The 18,501-nt window shown below is 66.1% G+C and carries 15 protein-coding genes; 6 read left to right on the top strand and 9 right to left on the bottom strand.

Going from position 1 to position 18,501, the window contains the following annotated elements:
* Window positions 1–37: 37 nt before the first annotated feature.
* The 7 genes from HF680_RS08500 to rpsF form a co-directional block, all read right to left on the bottom strand.
* Window positions 38–1,528, bottom strand: a complete 1,491-nt coding sequence (locus tag HF680_RS08500) for a replicative DNA helicase (protein ID WP_055754947.1) — start codon at window positions 1,526–1,528, stop codon at window positions 38–40.
* 111 nt (window positions 1,529–1,639) lie between these two features.
* On the bottom strand, window positions 1,640–2,005 hold the full coding sequence (locus HF680_RS08505; protein ID WP_185224748.1) for a hypothetical protein: 366 nt from the start codon (window positions 2,003–2,005) through the stop codon (window positions 1,640–1,642).
* A 160-nt stretch (window positions 2,006–2,165) separates the two neighbouring features.
* On the bottom strand, window positions 2,166–4,589 hold the full coding sequence (locus HF680_RS08510; protein ID WP_185224749.1) for a TonB-dependent receptor plug domain-containing protein: 2,424 nt from the start codon (window positions 4,587–4,589) through the stop codon (window positions 2,166–2,168).
* A 341-nt stretch (window positions 4,590–4,930) separates the two neighbouring features.
* Window positions 4,931–7,387 (bottom strand): TonB-dependent receptor plug domain-containing protein, encoded by a 2,457-nt coding sequence (locus HF680_RS08515; protein ID WP_185224750.1) that lies wholly within the window; start codon window positions 7,385–7,387, stop codon window positions 4,931–4,933.
* A 332-nt stretch (window positions 7,388–7,719) separates the two neighbouring features.
* Window positions 7,720–8,304 carry a 50S ribosomal protein L9 gene (gene rplI / locus HF680_RS08520; RefSeq protein ID WP_017506581.1) on the bottom strand — a complete coding sequence of 195 codons (585 nt, stop codon included), beginning with the start codon at window positions 8,302–8,304 and terminating at the stop codon, window positions 7,720–7,722.
* A 1-nt stretch (window position 8,305) separates the two neighbouring features.
* Window positions 8,306–8,584, bottom strand: coding sequence for a 30S ribosomal protein S18 (rpsR, locus tag HF680_RS08525; protein WP_008259463.1), 279 nt, complete (start codon window positions 8,582–8,584; stop codon window positions 8,306–8,308).
* A 12-nt stretch (window positions 8,585–8,596) separates the two neighbouring features.
* Window positions 8,597–8,983 carry a 30S ribosomal protein S6 gene (rpsF, locus tag HF680_RS08530; RefSeq protein ID WP_026108635.1) on the bottom strand — a complete coding sequence of 129 codons (387 nt, stop codon included), beginning with the start codon at window positions 8,981–8,983 and terminating at the stop codon, window positions 8,597–8,599.
* A gap of 219 nt (window positions 8,984–9,202) precedes the next feature.
* Between rpsF and HF680_RS08535 the strand changes: the two genes are divergently transcribed.
* Both HF680_RS08535 and HF680_RS08540 read left to right on the top strand, forming a co-directional pair.
* A complete protein-coding gene (locus HF680_RS08535) occupies window positions 9,203–10,795 on the top strand; it encodes a carboxyl transferase domain-containing protein (protein WP_045810549.1) in 1,593 nt (530 codons plus the stop codon).
* Between the two features lie 143 nt (window positions 10,796–10,938).
* Window positions 10,939–11,838, top strand: a complete 900-nt coding sequence (locus tag HF680_RS08540; protein ID WP_112862220.1) for an enoyl-CoA hydratase-related protein — start codon at window positions 10,939–10,941, stop codon at window positions 11,836–11,838.
* A gap of 34 nt (window positions 11,839–11,872) precedes the next feature.
* Here HF680_RS08540 and HF680_RS08545 read toward each other — a convergent pair whose 3' ends face one another.
* Window positions 11,873–12,484: a TIGR02466 family protein gene (locus HF680_RS08545; RefSeq protein ID WP_185224751.1), complete on the bottom strand. Its 612-nt coding sequence runs from the start codon at window positions 12,482–12,484 to the stop codon at window positions 11,873–11,875.
* 87 nt (window positions 12,485–12,571) lie between these two features.
* Between HF680_RS08545 and HF680_RS08550 the strand changes: the two genes are divergently transcribed.
* The gene (locus tag HF680_RS08550; RefSeq protein ID WP_185224752.1) at window positions 12,572–14,533 is read left to right on the top strand and encodes an acetyl/propionyl/methylcrotonyl-CoA carboxylase subunit alpha; all 1,962 of its coding nucleotides are present in this window, start codon (window positions 12,572–12,574) and stop codon (window positions 14,531–14,533) included.
* Here the strand turns inward: HF680_RS08550 and HF680_RS08555 are convergent.
* On the bottom strand, window positions 14,530–14,820 hold the full coding sequence (locus HF680_RS08555; protein WP_185224753.1) for a putative quinol monooxygenase: 291 nt from the start codon (window positions 14,818–14,820) through the stop codon (window positions 14,530–14,532). The two genes, HF680_RS08550 and HF680_RS08555, sit on opposite strands and share 4 nt — an antisense overlap.
* A gap of 104 nt (window positions 14,821–14,924) precedes the next feature.
* Between HF680_RS08555 and HF680_RS08560 the strand changes: the two genes are divergently transcribed.
* The 3 genes from HF680_RS08560 (at window position 14,925) to metG (ending at window position 18,491) form a co-directional block, all read left to right on the top strand.
* Complete coding sequence (locus HF680_RS08560; RefSeq protein WP_185224754.1) at window positions 14,925–15,323, top strand: DUF1489 family protein; 399 nt, start codon at window positions 14,925–14,927, stop codon at window positions 15,321–15,323.
* Between the two features lie 63 nt (window positions 15,324–15,386).
* A complete protein-coding gene (locus HF680_RS08565; RefSeq protein ID WP_185224755.1) occupies window positions 15,387–16,733 on the top strand; it encodes an MATE family efflux transporter in 1,347 nt (448 codons plus the stop codon).
* Window positions 16,734–16,787: 54 nt separating this feature from the next.
* Window positions 16,788–18,491, top strand: a complete 1,704-nt coding sequence (gene metG / locus HF680_RS08570; RefSeq protein ID WP_185224756.1) for a methionine--tRNA ligase — start codon at window positions 16,788–16,790, stop codon at window positions 18,489–18,491.
* Window positions 18,492–18,501: the final 10 nt, after the last annotated feature.

Below are 18,501 nucleotides of genomic sequence, written 5' to 3' on the forward strand. Positions count from 1 at the left end.
GCGTCCTTATGCGCCAACACCGCGCCGATGGAAGAGGCTACTCGTAGCTGACCTCTTCATAGCCGTGCGCCAGGTTGCCGAAGCGGACGGTGTCGGCGTCGAAGGCCAGTTTGACGATGCCGATCGGGCCGTGGCGCTGCTTGCCGATGACGACCTCGGCCTGGCCTTGCAGGCGGTCCATGTCCTGCTGCCATTGCAGGTGTTCTTCGGTCCCCTCGCGCGGCTCGGCGCGGCCCAGGTAGTAGCTCTCGCGATAGACGAACATCACGCAGTCGGCGTCCTGCTCGATCGAGCCGGATTCACGAAGGTCCGACAGTTGCGGGCGTTTGTCGTCGCGCTGCTCAACCTGACGCGACAGCTGCGACAGGGCGATGATCGGCACCGACAGCTCCTTGGCCAAGGCCTTCAGACCGCCGGTGATTTCGGACACCTCCTGCACGCGGTTCTTCTGACCCCCGCTGTTGCCGGTCGTAACCAGCTGCAGATAGTCGACGATGATCAGGTCCAGCCCATGCTCCATACGCTTCAGGCGGCGCGCGCGGGCCGCGAGCTTGGAGATGGACAGGCCGCCGGTGGCGTCGATGTAGAGGGGGCTTTCGCCAATCTCGACCGCGGCGTCGCGCAACTTGCCAAAGTCGGTAGCGTCGATCTCGCCCTTGCGCAGCTTGTCCGAGGACACGCCGGACGCGTCGGCCAGAATACGCATCGCCAGCTGTTCGGCGCTCATTTCCAGCGAATAGAAAGCGACGACGCCGCCGTTGACCGTCTTGCGGCCCTCTGGCGTCGGCTCCCACTGATAGGCGCGCGCTACGTTGAAGGCCATGTTGGTCGCCAACGCCGTCTTACCCATCGACGGACGGCCGGCGAGGATCAGCAGGTCGGAGGGGTGCAGACCGCCCAGTTTGCGATCCAGATCGTTCAGGCCGGTGGCAAGGCCGGCCAGCTTGCCCTCGCGCTGATACGCTTCGGCCGCCATCTGAACGGCGCCGGACAAGGCGTTGGAGAAGCTGACGAAACCGGACGAGGGCTTGCCCGTCTCGGCCAGGGAATACAGGGTCTGTTCGGCCTGTTCGATCTGCTCGTCGGCGGGCGTCTCCGGATTGGGCGCCTCCTTGATCATGTCGCCGCCGATGCGGATCAGGTCGCGGCGCAGCGCCAGGTCATAGACAACGCGGGCGTAGTCGGGCGCGTTGGCGGCGGGCGGCGCGCGGTCGACCAGATCGGCGAGGTAGCGCAGGCCGCCGAACTCCTGGAACGCCGGGTCCTGCTTGAACCGCTCCATCAGAATGGTGGGCTCGGCCAGCAGCCCCTGGCGGATATGGTCCTCGATCGCGTCGAACAGCCGCTGGTGGAAGGGTTCGTAGAAGTGCGAGCCGCGCAGCCGGTCGTTCAACCGCTCGAAGACGGCGTTGTCGAACATCAGCGAGCCCAGCAGCGCCTGCTCGGCCTCCAGATTGTGCGGCATCGAACTGACGCCGCCGGAGTCCAGCGGAGACGACGAAAAGGGCATGGGGGCGAAGGCGTTCATCGATTAACGCTTTAGCCCTCTCACGGCCCTGCGTCAGACGCGGACGCCGCCTGGACCGTGGACAGATCGCGCCGCCTTGGGGACGAACCGAAATTCCTCAATCGGCGCGCGTCAGGCGCACGGATAGTCGTGCGCCATCCATTCGCGCACGGCCTGGGTCACGCTGATGTTGCGGCGGCTTTGCGGGACGGCGTTGAAACGGCCCAGGATGGCGTTGGGCGAAAAGCCGACCTTGTCCGGCATGCAGGTTGCGGGCTGACGACCGGCCGCCTTGGCCTGGGTCTGTTCGGCGCGGACGGTGCGAACGGCGGTTCGGAACTCGGCCATCAGGCGACGGGTGTCCGAGCGCAGCAGGGCGGTGGGATTCTGAGGAATGGCATTGGCGGTGGTCAAGAACTCCTGAACCGTCATGGCGTTGGCCGCGCCGGCGAAAAGCGTCAGCGCCAAAACGCCGGCTGCAATCGATCTGGTCTTCATCTGATCCCCTCCAAAGCCCCCTCTGGCAGGGCGCAGATTGAACGCCGATATGTGTCGCAACTGGGGCGAAGCGGAACGGTCAAGCTGAAGATTTCGTAATGCGAACAAGGAAAAGGGCGCTCCGCAGAGCGCCCTTTGCCGGTAGGCGTTCAGCTCGACCTCACCATTTCAGGCTGAGGCGCGCATAGCCGTAGCGGCCGTTGAAACCGAAGGGCGAATAATAGGGGAAGCCCAGAACGCCGTTGGAGTTCAGCGACGCCGGCACGAAGTCCGGATATTCGTCGAACACATTATCCACGCCGATCGCCACGCCCACACGTTCGGTCAGCTGGAACCGACCTTCCAGATCCACGACCGTCTTGGCCCCGGTGCTGTAGTCGTTCGCCGCCGTCGATCCGGGTTGCAGCACGTCGCCATAGTAGGTGGCGCGAACCGTGGCGCCCCACTTGTCCCGGCTCCAGTCCGCCGACGCCGAGACCTTGGTGTCGGGCGTGCCGTCTTCGATGGTCAGGATGCGCTGGCGGGCGAACAGGGTCGGCACCGGGTTCAGCACCGAGGAGGACGTCGGCACGCGGTTGACCGACACATCGTTGAAGTTGGCCGCGACAGTGAAGTCGAAATCGCCGAGCGTGTCGGTCGGCAGGCGATACCGTCCGACGACATCCACGCCTTCAGTCGAGGTAGAGACGCCGTTCAGGAAGAAGCGCGCGGCCTGGACGCCTTGCGGATCCAGCAGGCCGGCGACCTGACCCGAGAACGTCCGGTTGATCAGTTCGGACAGAACGATCTGATCGTCGATGTCGATCTTGTAGGCGTCGACGGTCAGGTCGAACCGTCCCAACCGCACCACGGCCCCCAGCGAATAGTTGGTCGAGGTCTCGGCCTTCAGCGGACGCGCGCCAAGGGCCGCTGCGACGGTGCTGGTGGCCGGGAAGGTGCCGGTCTCGACCACGGCGCCGTTCTGGATCACCGAGGCGGTGGAAGTGAAATACGACTGCTGCAACGACGGCGCGCGGAAGGCGGTCGAGACCGAACCGCGCAGGGCGAAGCTGGGGGTGAAGTCATAGCGGGCCGACAGCTTGCCCGTCTGGGTGTCGCCGAAGTCGGAATAGTCCTCGAACCGCACGGCGCCTTCGACGCGCAGCTTGTCGGTCAGGGGAATTTCGACGTCGGCGTAGGCGGCGAAGTTGTCGCGATCGACATCCACGGCGTTCGAGGGCTGGAAGCCGACGAAGCCCTGGGCGCCGCCGGTCAGGGCCGTGTTGGCGCCCAACGGGCCGCGGTTATAGCTCTCGGGCTGGCCGGCCTCGATCTTGTAGTTTTCCCAGCGCTGCTCCAGGCCCCAGGCGAAGTTCAGCGGGCCGCCGGACAGACCGACCTCGAACTCACGGCTGAAGTCGGCGCCCAGCACCAGTTGGTCATAGATCAGGCTGCCGGAATCGAAGCTGGTAGGCGAAGTCGCGCCATATGTGGAGTTCACCGAATCCTCGGTGCGGAAGTCCAGGGCGTTGCGGCCATAGGTCAGGCTGATGTCCGTATTCCAGCCCGCCAATTCGCCGCGCAGGCCGCCGGCCAACGAGGCGTCCTTGGAGTTGATGGCGACCTTCGGCAGGAAGCCGTTCGGGTAGATCGAGGCGACATTGTTGACGTTGTCGGACAGGCGAGGGAAGGCGGCGCCTTCGCTGTCGCGGTCCTGATAGCCGGCCCAGCCATAGGCCTCCCAGCCGTTGCCCAGACCCTTGCCGGCGTTGGCGAAGACGGTCCACTGCTCAACGTCCGGGTCGCCGAAGCGGGCGGTGATCGCGCCGTTCGCCGCCGCGCGGGGGTCATAGTCCGAGCGGTTGGTCGATTCGCGATTCAGATACTCGGCCGACAGGGTCAGAAAACCGTCGTCGCCCAGCGAGAACCCTTGCCATGCCGAGGCCGTGACGGTGCCGCCGTCGTTTTCGTCACGTTCGCCGCGCGCGGTTTTCACCGTGGTGAAATACTGGCCGTAGGTCAGGCTGGCGCCGCCGCCGCTGGAGGCCTCCTTCAGGCGCAGGTTCACCACGCCGGCGATAGCGTCCGAGCCGTATTGGGCCGAGGCACCGTCGCGCAGCACCTCCACCCGGTCCAGAGCGCCGGTCGGAATGGTGTTCAGATCGACGGCGGCCGACCCGCGCCCCACCACGCCGTTGACGTTGACCAGGGCAGACGCATGGCGACGCGTGCCGTTGACCAGCACCAACGTCTGGTCCGGCGACAGGCCGCGCAGGGTGATCGGGCGGATCGAGTCCGAGCCATCGTTGGCGGACGGCCGCTGGAAGGTCAGCGAGGGCACGGCCTGGGCCAAGGCGGTGGCGAACTCGGTCGTGCCCCGCGTCTGCAACGCCTCGGACGTCACGACATCGACGGGCGCCAGGGTGTCGAGGCGCGACCGGTTCTGGACCCGCGTGCCGGTCACGACGATGTCGTCCACCTGCGCCGCCTCATCCGCGACGGGTTCGGCGCTTTGAGCAAAGGCCGGGGCGGCGCTCAGCAGGGCGAAGGTCGAGACGGTGGCAAGCAGGGCCGGTGCGGCGGCCCGACGAGAAAGAGAGCGCATTGAGAGATTTCCTAAAGTCTGTTTTTGGCGCGAGCGCGCATCGCCGCCGCTGACCGCAACGGGCTTTTTTATGTTCGGCGTGGATTGGGTATGGCGTGCGTTCTTAGTCGCAACATCGCGCGATGGCGGGCGGCGTCGTCGTAGAACGGGGGGTGATCTTCATGGCCTCTCCAACCGCAAGGTCGGGGAGGTCCCGGCGGTCATGGCCATATCAGGGCGAAGGTGCGGCGGGTCAATCGACGCAGGCGACCATGTTTTGTTGCAGCAGGCAGTAGCAAATCTATCGTTACGCAAATGGGGCGCTCCGAAGAGCGCCCCATGCGGCTGTGCTATCGCTTGGCTTAGAAATTGTAGCTCAGACGGCCGTAGAAGAAGCGGCCGTTGAAGCCGTAGGGCGAGTAGCTTGGATAGCCCACCGAACCGGTCGCGCCGTTGATGTTGGTCGGCGTGGCGGTTGGATATTCGTCGGTCAGGTTGTTCACGCCGACAGCGAGCGAGACGCCGAACGGCAGGGTGTAGCGGCCCTCCAGATCCACCAGCAGCGCGTCGCCCGTTTCGTAGTCCAGGGTGGCGTTGTTGTTGGCGACCAGAACGCTGTCGTAGCTGGTGCCTTTCAAGGTCGCCCCGAAATCGCCCAGCGACCAGTCCACGCTCGCGACGATCTTCTGTTCCGGCGTGCCCTGCTCAAACGACAGTTTGGAAGAGCGGTCGAACAGGAAGGCGTCGGACGGGGCAATGGCCAGGTTGCTGGGAACGGCAGGCGTCTTTGTCACTTCGGTGGAGTTGAAGTTGCCCGCCAGTGTGAAATCGAACCGCCCGAAATCCTGCTGTGTCCGATAGCGCGCCACGACATCGACGCCGCTGGTCGAGGTGTCGACACCGTTCAGGAAAAACCGCGCGCCGGTGACGCCGAACGGAGCGAGCAGCGCCTGAATGGCAGCCGTGGACTGCGCCGTCTGGCTGGGCCGCGCAACGCCCAGCGTCTCGGAATAGATGATCCGGTCAGCGACATCGATGCGGTAGGTGTCCACCGTCAGTTCAAAGCCTTCATGTCGGAAGACCGCGCCGAGCGAGTAGTTGGTCGAGGTCTCGGGTTCCAGCGGCTTTGAGCCCAGGGCGATCGCGATGGGATCGTCGACCCGGTACGAGCCGTTCTGCTGCAGCACCACGCCGCCCGCTGTGGCGACAAGGTTGGTGGCGATGTAGCTGAAGTACTGTTGCTGAAGGGCTGGCGATTTGAAGCCCGTCGAAATGGCGCCACGCAGGGCGAAGGCCTCGGTGAAGTCGTAGCGTCCCGAAATCTTGCCCGTGAACTGATCGCCGAAGTCGGAATAGTCCTCGTAGCGCCCGGCCAGACCGACACTGAACTGTTCGGAGAACTTGCCCTCCAGATCGATGTAGGCGCTGATGTTGTTGCGATCGACATCGACCGCATTGGATGGCGCAAAGCCGGGGAAGCCCTGCGATCCGGCGCCGCCGGCCGTGACGGGGCCCTTGTTGTAGGATGTCGGTTCGCCTGCGGTGACGTTGAAGTCCTCGCGTCGGTATTCGACGCCGAAGGCGACGTTGAGCGGTTCGTACAGGTTCGCTTCGATCTGTTTGACCGCATCCACGCCGATGGTCAGTTGACCGTAGCTGAGGCCGCCGGCGTCGAACTGGGTCTGAGACGCGGCGCCATAGGAGGCGTTCAGTGAGTTCAGGACGCGATAATCCAGCTCATTACGCCCATAGCCGACCGAGATGTCCCAGTCGAAGCCGGCGGCGGGGCCTTTCAGGCCGCCATATATATTGTAGTCGTCGATGTCGGCGGCGATGATCGGCAGGAAGCCATTGGGATAGATGGCGGTGACGTTGTTGGAGTTGTTGAAGGCGCGGGCAGTCGCCGCAGCCTCGGACTTGCGCTTCTGATAGCCGCCGAAGGCGTAGGCTTCCCATTCGCCGCCAAGCGGTTTGCCGGCGTTGAAATAGCCGGTGTAGGCTTCGGTATAGGGATCGCCGAAGCGACCGATGACGGTGGTCGCACTGCCTCCGTTGACGGCGGTGGTCGCGGCGTAGTCGGAGCGATTGGTGGGCTGGCGTTTCTGGACTTCGCCCGAAAGGGTCAGGAAACCGTCGCCGAACAGGGGCAGGCCGATCCAGCCAGCGAGCGAGGTCTGTTCGCCGTCGCGGCGGCTGTGCTCGCCGCGCGCGGTCGTGAAGTCGGTATCGTAGATGCCGTAGTTGGCGGTGATGCCGCCGCCGCTCGACGCCTGGCGCAGACGCAGATTGATGACGCCGGCGATGGCGTCGGCGCCGTACTGCGCCGAAGCGCCGTCACGCAGGACTTCGACCGAGCCGAGGCTGATTGACGGAATCGTATTCAGGTCGAAGGCGGTGGAGCCACGGCCAAGCGCGCCGTTGACATTGACCAAGGCGCCGACATGGCCGCGCTGACCGTTGATCAGGACCAGGGTCTGGTCAGGAGCCAGACCGCGCAGGGTTGCTGGACGAACGTGATCCGAGCCGTCGGAAATGGCGGGACGAGGGAAGTTGATGGACGGGGCGGTGGCGGCGAGGGCGGCGGCCAGCTCTGTGCCGGTGCCCTGTTTCGCCAAAGTTTCGCCGGTGATGACATCGACCGGCGCGACGCTGTCGAGCCTGCTGCGCCCAACGGTGCGCGTGCCGGTGACGACGATCTCATCGACATCGGTGGCCTCGCTTGGCGAAGGGGTGGTCTGGGCGAACGCCGATGAGGCGATGAAGAGCGCGCTGGTGGAGGCGAAGGCCAACAGGGCCTGACGACCGTATCCGAGTTTCATTGATAGTCCCCGACGATGCACGACAGCCCTTTGTGTCGGCGCTCGGCAGGCCGCCATGCCGTCGCCCGCGGCTGGCGTCTCGAAAGGCGCAATAATCTTGCGCATACAATCGAAACGCGAGCCGCGATTGCAGGCTGTGACCGCAATGTGACGGCGTCAAGCAAGCTTAATGTCTAGATGCCTGTTTCGAAGATCAATGATCTGGGTTTGTTGTAATCTTGTCATAGGTCAGGGTGACGATCGGCCGTTCGGTTGGCGACCGTCTGCCGCGCAGCAAAAAGGGCGCGTCCCTTGCGAGACGCGCCCTTGATGTCTTTCAGGATCCGGTCGGATCAGGCTTCGTCGCCGAAGCCTTCTTGTTGACCGGCGCCGCCTTCGATCAGTTCCTGGGCCGATTGCTCGGCAGCCTGGCGCTCATCGTCGAACTGGCTGCGGATCACATCCTCGCCCTTGGCTTGGCGCTCGGCCTCGTCCATCGAGCGGGCGATGTTGATCTTGACCGTGGCGCGGACCTCGGCGTGCAGGCGAACCGGCACTTCGTGGACGCCCAGGCTCTTGATCGCCGTGTTCAGGACGACCTGAGAGCGCTCGACCTTGCCGCCTTCGGCCTGGATGGCCTCGGCGACGTCGCGACCGGCGACCGAACCGTACAGATGACCGGTTTCACCGGCCTGACGGATCATGACGTAGGTCTGGCCGTCGATCTTGTCGGCGACCTTCTGAGCGTCGGCCTTGTTCTTCTCGTTGCGCTGCTCGATGGCGGCGCGGTCGAGTTCGAACGCCTTCAGGTTGGCGGCGGTGGCCCGGCGGGCCTTGTCGCGCGGCAGAAGGAAGTTGCGAGCGAAGCCGTCCTTGACAGTGACGACGTCGCCGATGGCGCCGAGGTTATCGACGCGTTCCAGCAGAACGACCTTCATCTCACTTCACCACGTAAGGCAGGAGGGCCAGATAGCGAGCGCGCTTGATGGCCTTGGCCAGTTCACGCTGCTTCTTCTGGGAGACGGCGGTGATGCGCGAAGGCACGATCTTGCCGCGTTCGGAGACGTAACGCTGCAGCAGCTTGACGTCCTTATAGTCGATCTTCGGCGCATTGGCGCCCGAGAACGGGCAGACCTTGCGGCGACGATAGAAGGGGCGGCGGCCGGCGGCGCCGGAGCCCGCCGGTGCGCCCGGGGTCGGGGCGGTGGTATCGGTCATGTTCCGGGTTCCTTATTCGGCGTCGGCGGCGGCGTCGTCGCGCGGGGTGCGCTCGCGCTCACGCTCGCGTTCACGCTCGCGGCGGGCCAGCAGCGGCGACAGTTCCAGGTCGAGTTCCTCGACGCGGACGGTCAGCCAGCGCAGCACGTCTTCGTTGATCGACAGCTGACGCTCGACTTCGGCCATGGCGGCCGGAGGGGCGTCGACGGCCAGCAGCGAATAGTGAGCCTTGCGGTTCTTCTTCACGCGGTAGGTCAGGTTGCGCAGACCCCAGTATTCGATCTTGGCGACCGAGCCGCCACCGGCGACGATCAGATCCTTGATGGTGTCATTCAGCGCTTCGGCCTGTTGCGCCGAGATATCCTGGCGCGTCATGACCGTGTGCTCGTAAAGAGCCATGCGGTAGTCTCCCTTGTGGGCGTCGGCGCGGAAACGACCGGGTAAGTCGGTCTCCACGATGGCTCCTGGCGCGGCGGCCGGACCGAACGTCCAACCCTTTGGTGCTCCGCGACAGGACCGAAGCCCTGGAAAGCGGGCGCGTATAGGGGAAAAGGGGCGAGGAGGCAAGGATGGCGGCAGACGCTTGTGGCGCCCCGCGACCCCGCCTAAACCAGCCCCATGCCGAAGCTGACGTCCGCGGTCGATCCGCAAAGCCAAAAGTACAAGTCCCTGCACGCGCACAACAGCGCCCTGGTCGCCGAGTTGCGCGACCATGTGGCCAAGGCCGCGCGCGGCGGGTCCGACAAGTCGCGCGAGCGTCACGTCGCTCGCGGCAAGCTGTTGCCGCGCGACCGGGTCGAGCGGCTGCTGGACCCCGGCTCGCCCTTCCTGGAGATCGGGCAACTGGCCGCGCACGACATGTATGACGGCGAGGCCCCGGCGGCGGGCGTCATCGCCGGGATCGGTCGGGTGTCCGGCCGCGAGGTCATGATCGTCTGCAACGATCCGACGGTGAAGGGCGGCGCCTATTTCCCCATGACGGTGAAGAAGCACCTGCGCGCCCAGGAAATCGCCGAGCAGAACCGCCTGCCGTGCGTCTATCTGGTCGACAGCGGCGGGGCCAATCTGCCGCACCAGGCCGAGGTGTTTCCCGACCGCGACCACTTCGGCCGCATCTTCTTCAACCAGGCCCGGATGAGCGCCAAGGGCATCGCCCAGATCGCCTGCGTCATGGGCCTGTCCACCGCCGGCGGCGCCTATGTGCCGGCCATGTCGGACGAGACGGTCATCGTCAGGAACCAGGGCGCCATCTTCCTGGCCGGCCCGCCGCTGGTGAAGGCGGCGACCGGCGAGGTCATCTCGGCGGAGGAACTGGGCGGGGCCGAAACCCACGGCCGTCGCTCGGGCGTGGTGGATCATGTCGCCGAGAACGATGAGCATGCGCTGGAAATCGTGCGCTCCATCGTCGCCAATCTAAACACGACCAAGGCCGTCGAGATGGATGTGCGCGAACCGCGCGCGCCGGCGTTCGACGCCGAAGAGCTCTACGGCCTGATCCCCGACGACGTGCGCGCCCCTTATGATGTGCGCGAGGTCATCGCCCGACTGGTGGACGGGTCGGAGTTCGACGAGTTCAAGAGCCTGTACGGCTCGACCCTGGTGTGCGGGTTCGCGCGCATCTGGGGCTATCCGGTCGCCATCCTGGCCAACAACGGCGTCATCTTTTCCGAAAGCGCCCAGAAGGGCGCGCACTTCATCGAACTGGCCTGCAAGCGCAAGATTCCGCTGCTGTTCCTGCAGAACATCAGCGGCTTCATGGTCGGCGGCAAATATGAGGCAGGCGGCATCGCCAAGGACGGCGCCAAGCTGGTGACGGCCGTGGCCTCGGCCGAAGTGCCCAAGTTCACTGTCCTGATCGGCGGCAGTTTCGGGGCTGGAAACTACGGCATGTGCGGCCGGGCCTATTCGCCGCGCTTCCTGTTCACCTGGCCTAACAGCCGGATCGGGGTCATGGGCGGCGAGCAGGCCGCCAGCGTCCTGGCTACCGTGCACCGCGACGCCGACACCTGGAGCGCAGACGACGCCGAGGCCTTCAAGGCGCCGATCCGCCAGAAGTATGAGGACGAGGGCAATCCCTATTACGCCACCGCCCGCCTGTGGGACGACGGCGTCATCGACCCGGCCCAGACCCGCGATGTGCTGGGCCTGGCCATCAGCGCCAGCCTGAACGCCCCCGTCCCGGAGACGACGTTCGGCCTGTTCCGGATGTGATTTGGGGTGAGCGTGTGGTGTCAGTGAGCAAGGAGTGAGCTTGTCGCCCAGCCGGACAGCCGCTCACCCCTCGCTCACTTGCACTTTTCACTGAAGCGGCGCCGTTCGCCCCGTCGCGCGTTGATCCTTTGAAGGAGTCCCCCATGACCGACAAACCGACCGAAGCCGACCTCAACGCCCTGGACGTCACCGACGCCGAGGCGGCCGAGATCAACAGCATCGCCCAGCCGCTGGTGCCCGATGCGGCGCCGGACGCCGACGATGATCTGGTGCAGATCGATTCGACCACCGATGGCGTCGTCTTCGTCACCATCAATCGGCCGGCCAAGAAGAACGCCTTCGACGCCGCGACCATCGCGGCCCTGCATGAGGCGTTCGAAACGCTGCATGGCGCGGACCGGGTGCGGGCCGTCTTCATTCGGGGGGCGGGCGGCACCTTCAGCGCCGGGGCCGATCTGAACTGGATGCGCGACGCCGCCGGTTGGTCCGAGAGCGACAACCGCGACGACGCCATGGGCCTGGCGAAAATGCTGAAGGCCCTGCACGACATTCCCGCCCTGACGGTGGCGGTGGTCGAGGGCAACGCCATGGGCGGCGGAGCGGGCATCGTCGCCGCCTGCGACATGGCCGTGGCGGTCGAGGGAGCGCGTTTTGCCTTCTCCGAAGTCAAGCTGGGTCTGATCCCGGCGACCATCGCCCCCTATGTGATCGAGGCCGTCGGCGCGCGCCGCGCCCGTCAGCTGTTCCTGACCGCCAACGCCTTCGACGCTGACTACGCCGCCCATGCCGGCCTGATCGACCTGGTCCTGCCCGAAGGATCGGTGGACGAGTTCATCTCGATGCTGAGCGACAGCCTGACCAACAATGCGCCGGGTGCGATGGGCGAGGCCAAGCGGCTGGTCAATGACATCGCGCACCATAAGATCGACAACGGTCTGATGGACGAGACCGCCAAACGCATCGCCCGCGCCCGCGTGTCGGACGAGGGCCGCGAGGGCGTCGCCGCCTTCCTGGAAAAGCGCAAGGCCAGCTGGACGGTCTGATGCGCTGATCGGTCGCCGGAAACGGCGGCCGACTTCAGGCGTAGTTGAAGCTGATCGAAATCCGGTCGGCCTTGGCCAGGTTGGTCGGCACCTCGTGGCGCAGCCAGCTTTCCCACATCAGAACCGTGCCGGCCTGAGGCTGCAGATAGACGAACGGCCGCTCGGCCTCGCTCGCGTCGTCGGTCACCGACGGGCGGGCCATCATGAAGGGCAGGCGGGGGTCTTCCAGCTTCAGCGATGAGGCGCCGTCTGGCACGTCGACATAGACCGTGCCCGACAGGAAGGCGTGCGGATGGATGTGGCCAGTATGGCCGCCGCCGGGCTTCAGGATGTTGACCCATAGATTGTCGAGGCGGGGTTTGCGCGCCAGGTCGAAGTTCAGCGCCTTGGCGTAGGCGACGGCGTGGCGATCCAGATGGCGCTTCAGCTCGGCGAACTCCGGGAAGCGTTGAGGCAGGTCGTTCAGCGATCCGTAGGAGGTGTAGCCGCGATAGGCGTTGGCCTTGCACCACCGGCGGCCGGCTTCGTCCTCCTCGGCCATCATCCGGATGACGTCGATCAGCTGGTCGTTGAAGTCGGGCCAGCCGCGGCCGGCGGCGAGGGAGGCTTCATAGACCTGGGTGACGAAGAGGGGGCGCAGGGACATGGGAGGGGCTTAACGCCTGCCGCGTCGCGTGAGAAGGGTCGTGCTCTGCCTCTCGCCTGATGCGCACGATCCGGCTAAGACCGCTTCATGTTCAAGTCCGTCCTTGTCGCCAATCGCGGCGAAATCGCCTGCCGTGTCTTCCGCACCGCCAAGCGGATGGGGATTCGCACCATCGCCGTCTATTCCGAGGCGGACGCCAACGCCCTGCATGTGCGCGAAGCCGACGAGGCGGTGCTGATCGGTCCGGCGGCGGCGCGCGAAAGCTATCTGGACGGCGCCAAGGTGCTGGCGGCGGCCAAGGCGACCGGCGCAGAGGCGATCCATCCCGGATACGGCTTCCTGAGCGAGAACGCCGGCTTCGCCGAGGCCGTCGCGGCGGCGGGCCTGGTCTGGATCGGGCCGGACCCGTCCTCGATCCGCGCCATGGGTCTGAAGGACGCGGCCAAGGCGCTGATGATCCAGGCCGGGGTGCCGGTGACGCCGGGCTATCAAGGCGCGGACCAGTCGGAGGAAACCCTGACGGCCGAGGCGGCGCGGATCGGTTATCCGGTGCTGATCAAGGCGGTCGCGGGCGGCGGCGGCAAGGGGATGAAGCGCGTCGATGATCCGGCCGATTTCACCGCCGGTCTGGCCAGCGCCAAGCGGGAAGGGGCTGCGGCCTTCGGCGACGACCGGGTGCTGATCGAACGCTACATCACCCGCCCACGCCACATCGAGGTGCAGGTGTTTGGCGACAAGCACGGCGAGGTCGTCCACCTGTACGAACGCGACTGTTCGCTGCAACGCCGCCACCAGAAGGTGATCGAAGAGGCCCCGGCGCCGGGCATGAGCGATGACGTGCGCGCCGCCGTGACCGGGGCTGCGATCAAGGCGGCGCGGGCGGTCAACTATGTCGGGGCCGGCACGATCGAGTTCATCGCCGACGCCTCGGACGGGCTGAAGGCGGACGGCGTCTGGTTCATGGAGATGAACACCCGGCTGCAGGTCGAGCATCCCGTGACCGAGAGCGTGACGGGCGTCGACCTGGTCGAATGGCAGTTCCGCATCGCGGCGGGCGAGCCGCTGCCGCTGAAGCAGGATCAGATCCAGCTGAACGGCTGGGCCATGGAGGCGCGGCTGTATGCCGAGGATCCGGCCAACGGCTTCCTGCCCTCCATCGGCAAGTTGGAGCATTTCGTCATGCCGGACGGCATCCGCGTCGACACCGGCGTGGAGCAGGGCGGCGAGGTCAGCCAGTTCTACGATCCGATGATCGCCAAGCTGATCGTGCACGAGGACACGCGCGAGGCGGCGGCGGCGCGGCTGGCCGAGGCGGCCGGCGAGGTCGAGGTCTGGCCAGTCAAGGCCAACGCCGGCTTCCTGAAACGGTGTCTGGAGCACCCACGCTTCGTCGCCGGCGATGTGGACACGGGCTTTATCGCGGCGGAGGAGGCGGCGTTGCAGCCGCAGCCGTCCGACGAAGCAACGCTGGCGGCCCTGACCCTGATTGCGGAAGCGGCGGCGGATGCGGTCGAGGCGCGTTCGGACCGTTTCAGTCCCTGGGGCGGGCAGCCGGGTCTGTCCTATGGCGTGCGCCTGAATGCGCCGGCGCAGACGACCGTCTGGGCCCATGTCGACGGTCAGGGCGTGTCCGCTGCGGTGACGCCGGTCGAAACGGGCTGGCGCGGTTCGCAGGGCGAACTTGCCCACGTTGGCTTCGACCAGGTTCAGGCCGGGGATCGCCTGTTCGGCTATCAGGCCGTCGACGACGGTTTCGTCCTGTTCGTGGATGGCGAGGCGCGTCGCGTCACGCCCTATCGCGCCGCTGTGGGGTCGGGCGCGGGCGCGGTGTCGGACGGCTCCCTGCGCGCGCCCATGCCGGGCAAGATCGTGGCTACGCCGGTCAAGGCCGGCGATGCGGTGACGAAGGGCCAGCCGGTTGTGGTGCTGGAAGCCATGAAGATGGAACACGCCCTGACCGCGCCGTTCGACGGCGTGGTGGAAAGCGTCGCGTCTCTTGGCGATCAGGTCGTCGAGGCGGCCGTGCTGGCGGTGGTGAAGGCGGACTAAAGCCCCACGCCGCCGATCGGGCGTGTCACGACCGTATCGCCCCATAGCGCGATCAGGCCGAGCGCCGGACGCATAACTCTGGATTCGCGGATCGTGTCGAACCAGGCGTCGTGCAAGGCCTTGCTCATCCAGACTTCTGTGACGAGCAGGGCGTCGGCGTCATTCACGTCGTGCGCCACGACGTAGCTGTGGCAGCCCGGTCGCTTCACATTGGGGTCCAACAGGCAGAGGCCCAGTTCGTCGCGGCGGCCGGGATGGGCCGTCAGGCGGGTAATCAATCCGTACATACTGGTCCTAAACGCGCTGGGCGAACTGAGCGGCGCGCGATCATGGCTAGCCCCTTTAGATTAAGAATCTGGCCAATGCGCCTAAGGGGCACTACGTGGGCGCCATGCCGCTTCACATGATCAAGCTGGGCGTCGGGGTGCCGGACGTCGAATGGCTGGAGGCCCGCGCCGCCCGGGGCGGGGCGCTTATCGTCCACACACGCATGACGCCGAAACGGGCGACCGAGATCGAGGACGGCGGCTCGCTCTACTGGGTGGTGAAGGGGACGATCGTCTGTCGCCAACCGGTGCTGGACATCGCCACCTTGGGCGAGGGCAAGCAGAGCCGATGCGAGATCACGCTCGAACCCAAGGTCATCCGCACCGCGCCCATGGCCCGGCGCCCCTTCCAGGGCTGGCGCTATTTCGAGGCCAAGGATGCGCCGGTCGATCTGACCGACCTCGACGCCGGCGAGGCGCCTGAGGAACTGGTGCGTCAGCTTCGCGAACTGGGCGCCTGGTAGGCCAAGCCCTCAAAGTTTTTGGGAGTTGACCCCGGCGGGTCGGCGTGGCCTGTGCCGCGTCCGATGATCGCGCTTAGCCCCCAGACCCGTACCGCCTTCCGCGACCTGCTGAACCTGGCATGGCCGGTGATCCTGGCGCGTATCGGCATCATGACGATGGGGCTGACCGACGCCATCGTGGTGGGCAACTATTCCAGCCGGGAACTGGCGTTCCATTCGTTGGCCTGGGCGCCGACGTCCATCGTTGTGACGACGGCGGTCGGGCTGATGCTGGGCGTGCAGGTGATGACGGCGAGGATGCTGGGCGAGGGGCGTCGGCACGCGGTCGGCTCGGTGCTGCGTCGCGGCCTGACCTATTCGTTGCAGATCGGCGTTGTGTCGATGATCGCCCTGATCGCCATCGGCCCGTGGGGGCTGGGCAAGCTGGGGCTGGAGGACGGTCTGGCGGAGGGCGCCGGGCCTGCCCTGATCGTCTTCGCCCTGTCCATGCCCTTCTATCTGATCTCGGTGACGGGCCAGTTCTTCTTGGAGGCTCTGGGCCGGCCCAAGCCCGGCATGGTCGCCATGTGGGTGGCGAACGGGGTCAATCTGGTGCTGAACATCGTGCTGGTGCCGGACCTGCTCGGCTTCGGCTTCGACGGCGCCTTCGCCTCGGCCTGGGCGACGTTCGGCGCGCGGGCGGCGCTGGCGATCTTTCTGGTGATCTACATCTTGCGTCTGCCCGAGGCGCGGGCGCTGGGCATCTTCGACAAGCCCGAGCGCGATCCCAAGGCCGCGCGCGAGCAGGTCAAGGTCGGCCTGGGCGCCGGGGCCTCCTATTTCATCGAGGTCGGCGCCTTTTCCGGTTTCACCTTCTTCGCCGGTCAAATCGGCACGGCGGAGACAGCGGCCTGGGCGGTGGTGCTGAACGTCTCGGCGATCGTCTTCATGCTGCCGATGGGGCTGTCGTCGGCGACGGCGGTGCTGGTGGGCCGCAGCTATGGCGCCGGCGACGGGCGAGGGGTGTTGCGTGCCGGTCTGGTCGGGCTGGGCGTCGTCACGGCTTTGACGCTGGTGGTCGCCCTGCTGGTCTGGCCCAGCGCCCATCTGATCGTCGGCGCCTATAATCGCGATCCGGCTCTGCTGGCCATCGCCGCGCCGGCCCTGGTGCTGGCGACGCTGTTCTTTGTGGCGGACGGCATTCAGGTCGTGGCGGCCCAGGCCAACCGGGCGGCGGGCGACGTCTGGTGGCCCACCATCATGCATTTCGCCGCCTATGGGGCGGTGATGATGCCGCTGGGCTGGGTGCTGGCGCATCAGATGGGCGTCAATGGCCTGGTCTGGGCGGTGGTGATCGCCAGTCTGGCGTCCTCGACCCTGCTGACCGGGCGTTTCATACGTATTGCGCGCCGTCTGCCGCAAGGCGTTTGAGGAAATTGCGCCGCCACTCTATATCCCTGCGCTTCCCCGAACACCTGGACGATCATGGCCCGCATCCTCATCACCTCGGCGCTGCCCTACATCAACGGCATCAAGCACCTGGGGAATCTGGCGGGCTCGATGTTGCCGGCCGACGTCTGGGCCCGGTTCAAGCGGGCCCAAGGGCATGAGGTCCTCTATATCTGCGCCACCGACGAACACGGCACCCCAGCCGAGCTGGCCGCCGCCGCCGCCGGCCAGGACGTGCGGACCTATTGCGACGAGCAGCACGAGATCCAGAAGGCCGCCGGTCAGGCCTTCGGACTCAGCTACGACTGGTTCGGCCGGTCGTCGAACCCGCAGAACCATCGGTTGACCCAGCATTTCGCCGAGGCGCTGGAGAAGAACGGTCTGATCGAGGAGCGGGTGGATCGGATGATCTATTCGATCGACGACGCCCGCTTCCTGCCCGACCGCTATGTCGAGGGAACCTGCCCCCACTGCGGCCATGTCGGCGCGCGTGGCGATCAGTGCGACAACTGCGGACGCCTGCTGGACCCGACCGACCTGATCGATCCCTATTCGTCGGTGTCGGGCTCCAAGAACCTGGAGGTGCGCGACACGCGTCACCTCTATCTGCTCCAGACCAAGATCGAGCCGGAAATCCGCGCCTGGGTCGATGGCAAGACCGGCTGGCAACAGCTGGCCAAGTCCATCGCCTACAAACACCTGGACGAGGGGCTGATCGACCGGGGCATCACCCGCGACCTGGCTTGGGGCGTGCCGGTGACGAAAGACGGCTTCCCCCGTCCGGGCATGGAGGACAAGGTCTTCTACGTCTGGTTCGACGCCCCCATCGAATATATCGCCGCGACCGAGGAGTGGGCCGAGGCTACCGGCGGGGCATGGCGTGACTGGTGGCGTCTGGATGAGGGCGCTGAGGACGTTCGCTACGTCCAGTTCATGGGCAAGGACAACGTCGCCTTCCACACCGTCAGCTTCCCCGCGACCATCATCGGCTCGGGCGAGCCATGGAAGACGGTGGACCAGCTGAAGGCCTTCAACTGGCTGAACTGGTACGGCGGCAAGTTCTCCACCAGCCAAAAGCGCGGCGTCTTCATGGATCAGGCGCTGGAGCTGCTGCCGGCCGACTACTGGCGCTGGCGCCTGACGGCCTATGGGCCCGAGCACGCGGATTCGGCCTTCACCTGGGAGGACTTCCAGGCCTCGACCAACAAGGACCTGGCCGATGTGCTGGGTAACTTCGTCAACCGCATCGTCAAGTTCGCGGAATCCAAGTTCGACGGCGTGGTGCCCGAAGGCGGCGAGGCCGGACCGGTCGAAATCCAGCTGGAGGCCGACATCAAGGCCGCCGTCGCCGAGGCGACCGAACAGCTGGAGGCGATGGAGTTCAGAAAGGCCGCCGTCGCCATTCGCGCCGCCTGGGTGCTGGGCAACGAGTATCTGCAGGTCGCGGCGCCTTGGACGGCGCTGAAGACCGATCGCGACCGCGCGGCGGTCGGGGTGCGCACGGGTCTGAACCTGGTGGCCCTGTTCGCGCGTCTGGCCGCGCCGATCCTGCCCTTCACCGCGCCCAGGATCGCGGCGTCGGTTGGGGTGGAGGATCTGAGCTGGCCTGGCGCCGACGAGGATCTGCTGAACCGTCTGCCTGTGGGCGGCAAGGTGGAAGCTCAGGGCGTGCTTTTCGCCAAGATCGAGGATGCCCAGGTCGCGGAATGGTCCGAACGCTTCGGCGGCGCGGACGCCTGATCCGAAAGGG

It is taken from the genome of Brevundimonas huaxiensis, assembly GCF_014218725.1.
Taxonomy (GTDB): domain Bacteria; phylum Pseudomonadota; class Alphaproteobacteria; order Caulobacterales; family Caulobacteraceae; genus Brevundimonas; species Brevundimonas huaxiensis.

What these genes read in the sequence shown, in the direction of transcription:
- metG (WP_185224756.1), top strand. Translation starts at nt 16,788, where the DNA reads ATGGCCCGCATCCTCATCACCTCGGCGCTGCCCTACATCAACGGCATC.
- HF680_RS08535 (WP_045810549.1), top strand. Translation starts at nt 9,203, where the DNA reads ATGCCGAAGCTGACGTCCGCGGTCGATCCGCAAAGCCAAAAGTACAAG.
- HF680_RS08555 (WP_185224753.1), bottom strand. Translation starts at nt 14,820, where the DNA reads ATGTACGGATTGATTACCCGCCTGACGGCCCATCCCGGCCGCCGCGAC.
- rplI (WP_017506581.1), bottom strand. Translation starts at nt 8,304, where the DNA reads ATGAAGGTCGTTCTGCTGGAACGCGTCGATAACCTCGGCGCCATCGGC.
- HF680_RS08500 (WP_055754947.1), bottom strand. Translation starts at nt 1,528, where the DNA reads ATGAACGCCTTCGCCCCCATGCCCTTTTCGTCGTCTCCGCTGGACTCC.
- rpsR (WP_008259463.1), bottom strand. Translation starts at nt 8,584, where the DNA reads ATGACCGATACCACCGCCCCGACCCCGGGCGCACCGGCGGGCTCCGGC.
- HF680_RS08565 (WP_185224755.1), top strand. Translation starts at nt 15,387, where the DNA reads ATGATCGCGCTTAGCCCCCAGACCCGTACCGCCTTCCGCGACCTGCTG.
- HF680_RS08540 (WP_112862220.1), top strand. Translation starts at nt 10,939, where the DNA reads ATGACCGACAAACCGACCGAAGCCGACCTCAACGCCCTGGACGTCACC.
- HF680_RS08545 (WP_185224751.1), bottom strand. Translation starts at nt 12,484, where the DNA reads ATGTCCCTGCGCCCCCTCTTCGTCACCCAGGTCTATGAAGCCTCCCTC.
- HF680_RS08505 (WP_185224748.1), bottom strand. Translation starts at nt 2,005, where the DNA reads ATGAAGACCAGATCGATTGCAGCCGGCGTTTTGGCGCTGACGCTTTTC.
- rpsF (WP_026108635.1), bottom strand. Translation starts at nt 8,983, where the DNA reads ATGGCTCTTTACGAGCACACGGTCATGACGCGCCAGGATATCTCGGCG.
- HF680_RS08560 (WP_185224754.1), top strand. Translation starts at nt 14,925, where the DNA reads ATGCCGCTTCACATGATCAAGCTGGGCGTCGGGGTGCCGGACGTCGAA.
- HF680_RS08550 (WP_185224752.1), top strand. Translation starts at nt 12,572, where the DNA reads ATGTTCAAGTCCGTCCTTGTCGCCAATCGCGGCGAAATCGCCTGCCGT.
- HF680_RS08515 (WP_185224750.1), bottom strand. Translation starts at nt 7,387, where the DNA reads ATGAAACTCGGATACGGTCGTCAGGCCCTGTTGGCCTTCGCCTCCACC.
- HF680_RS08510 (WP_185224749.1), bottom strand. Translation starts at nt 4,589, where the DNA reads ATGCGCTCTCTTTCTCGTCGGGCCGCCGCACCGGCCCTGCTTGCCACC.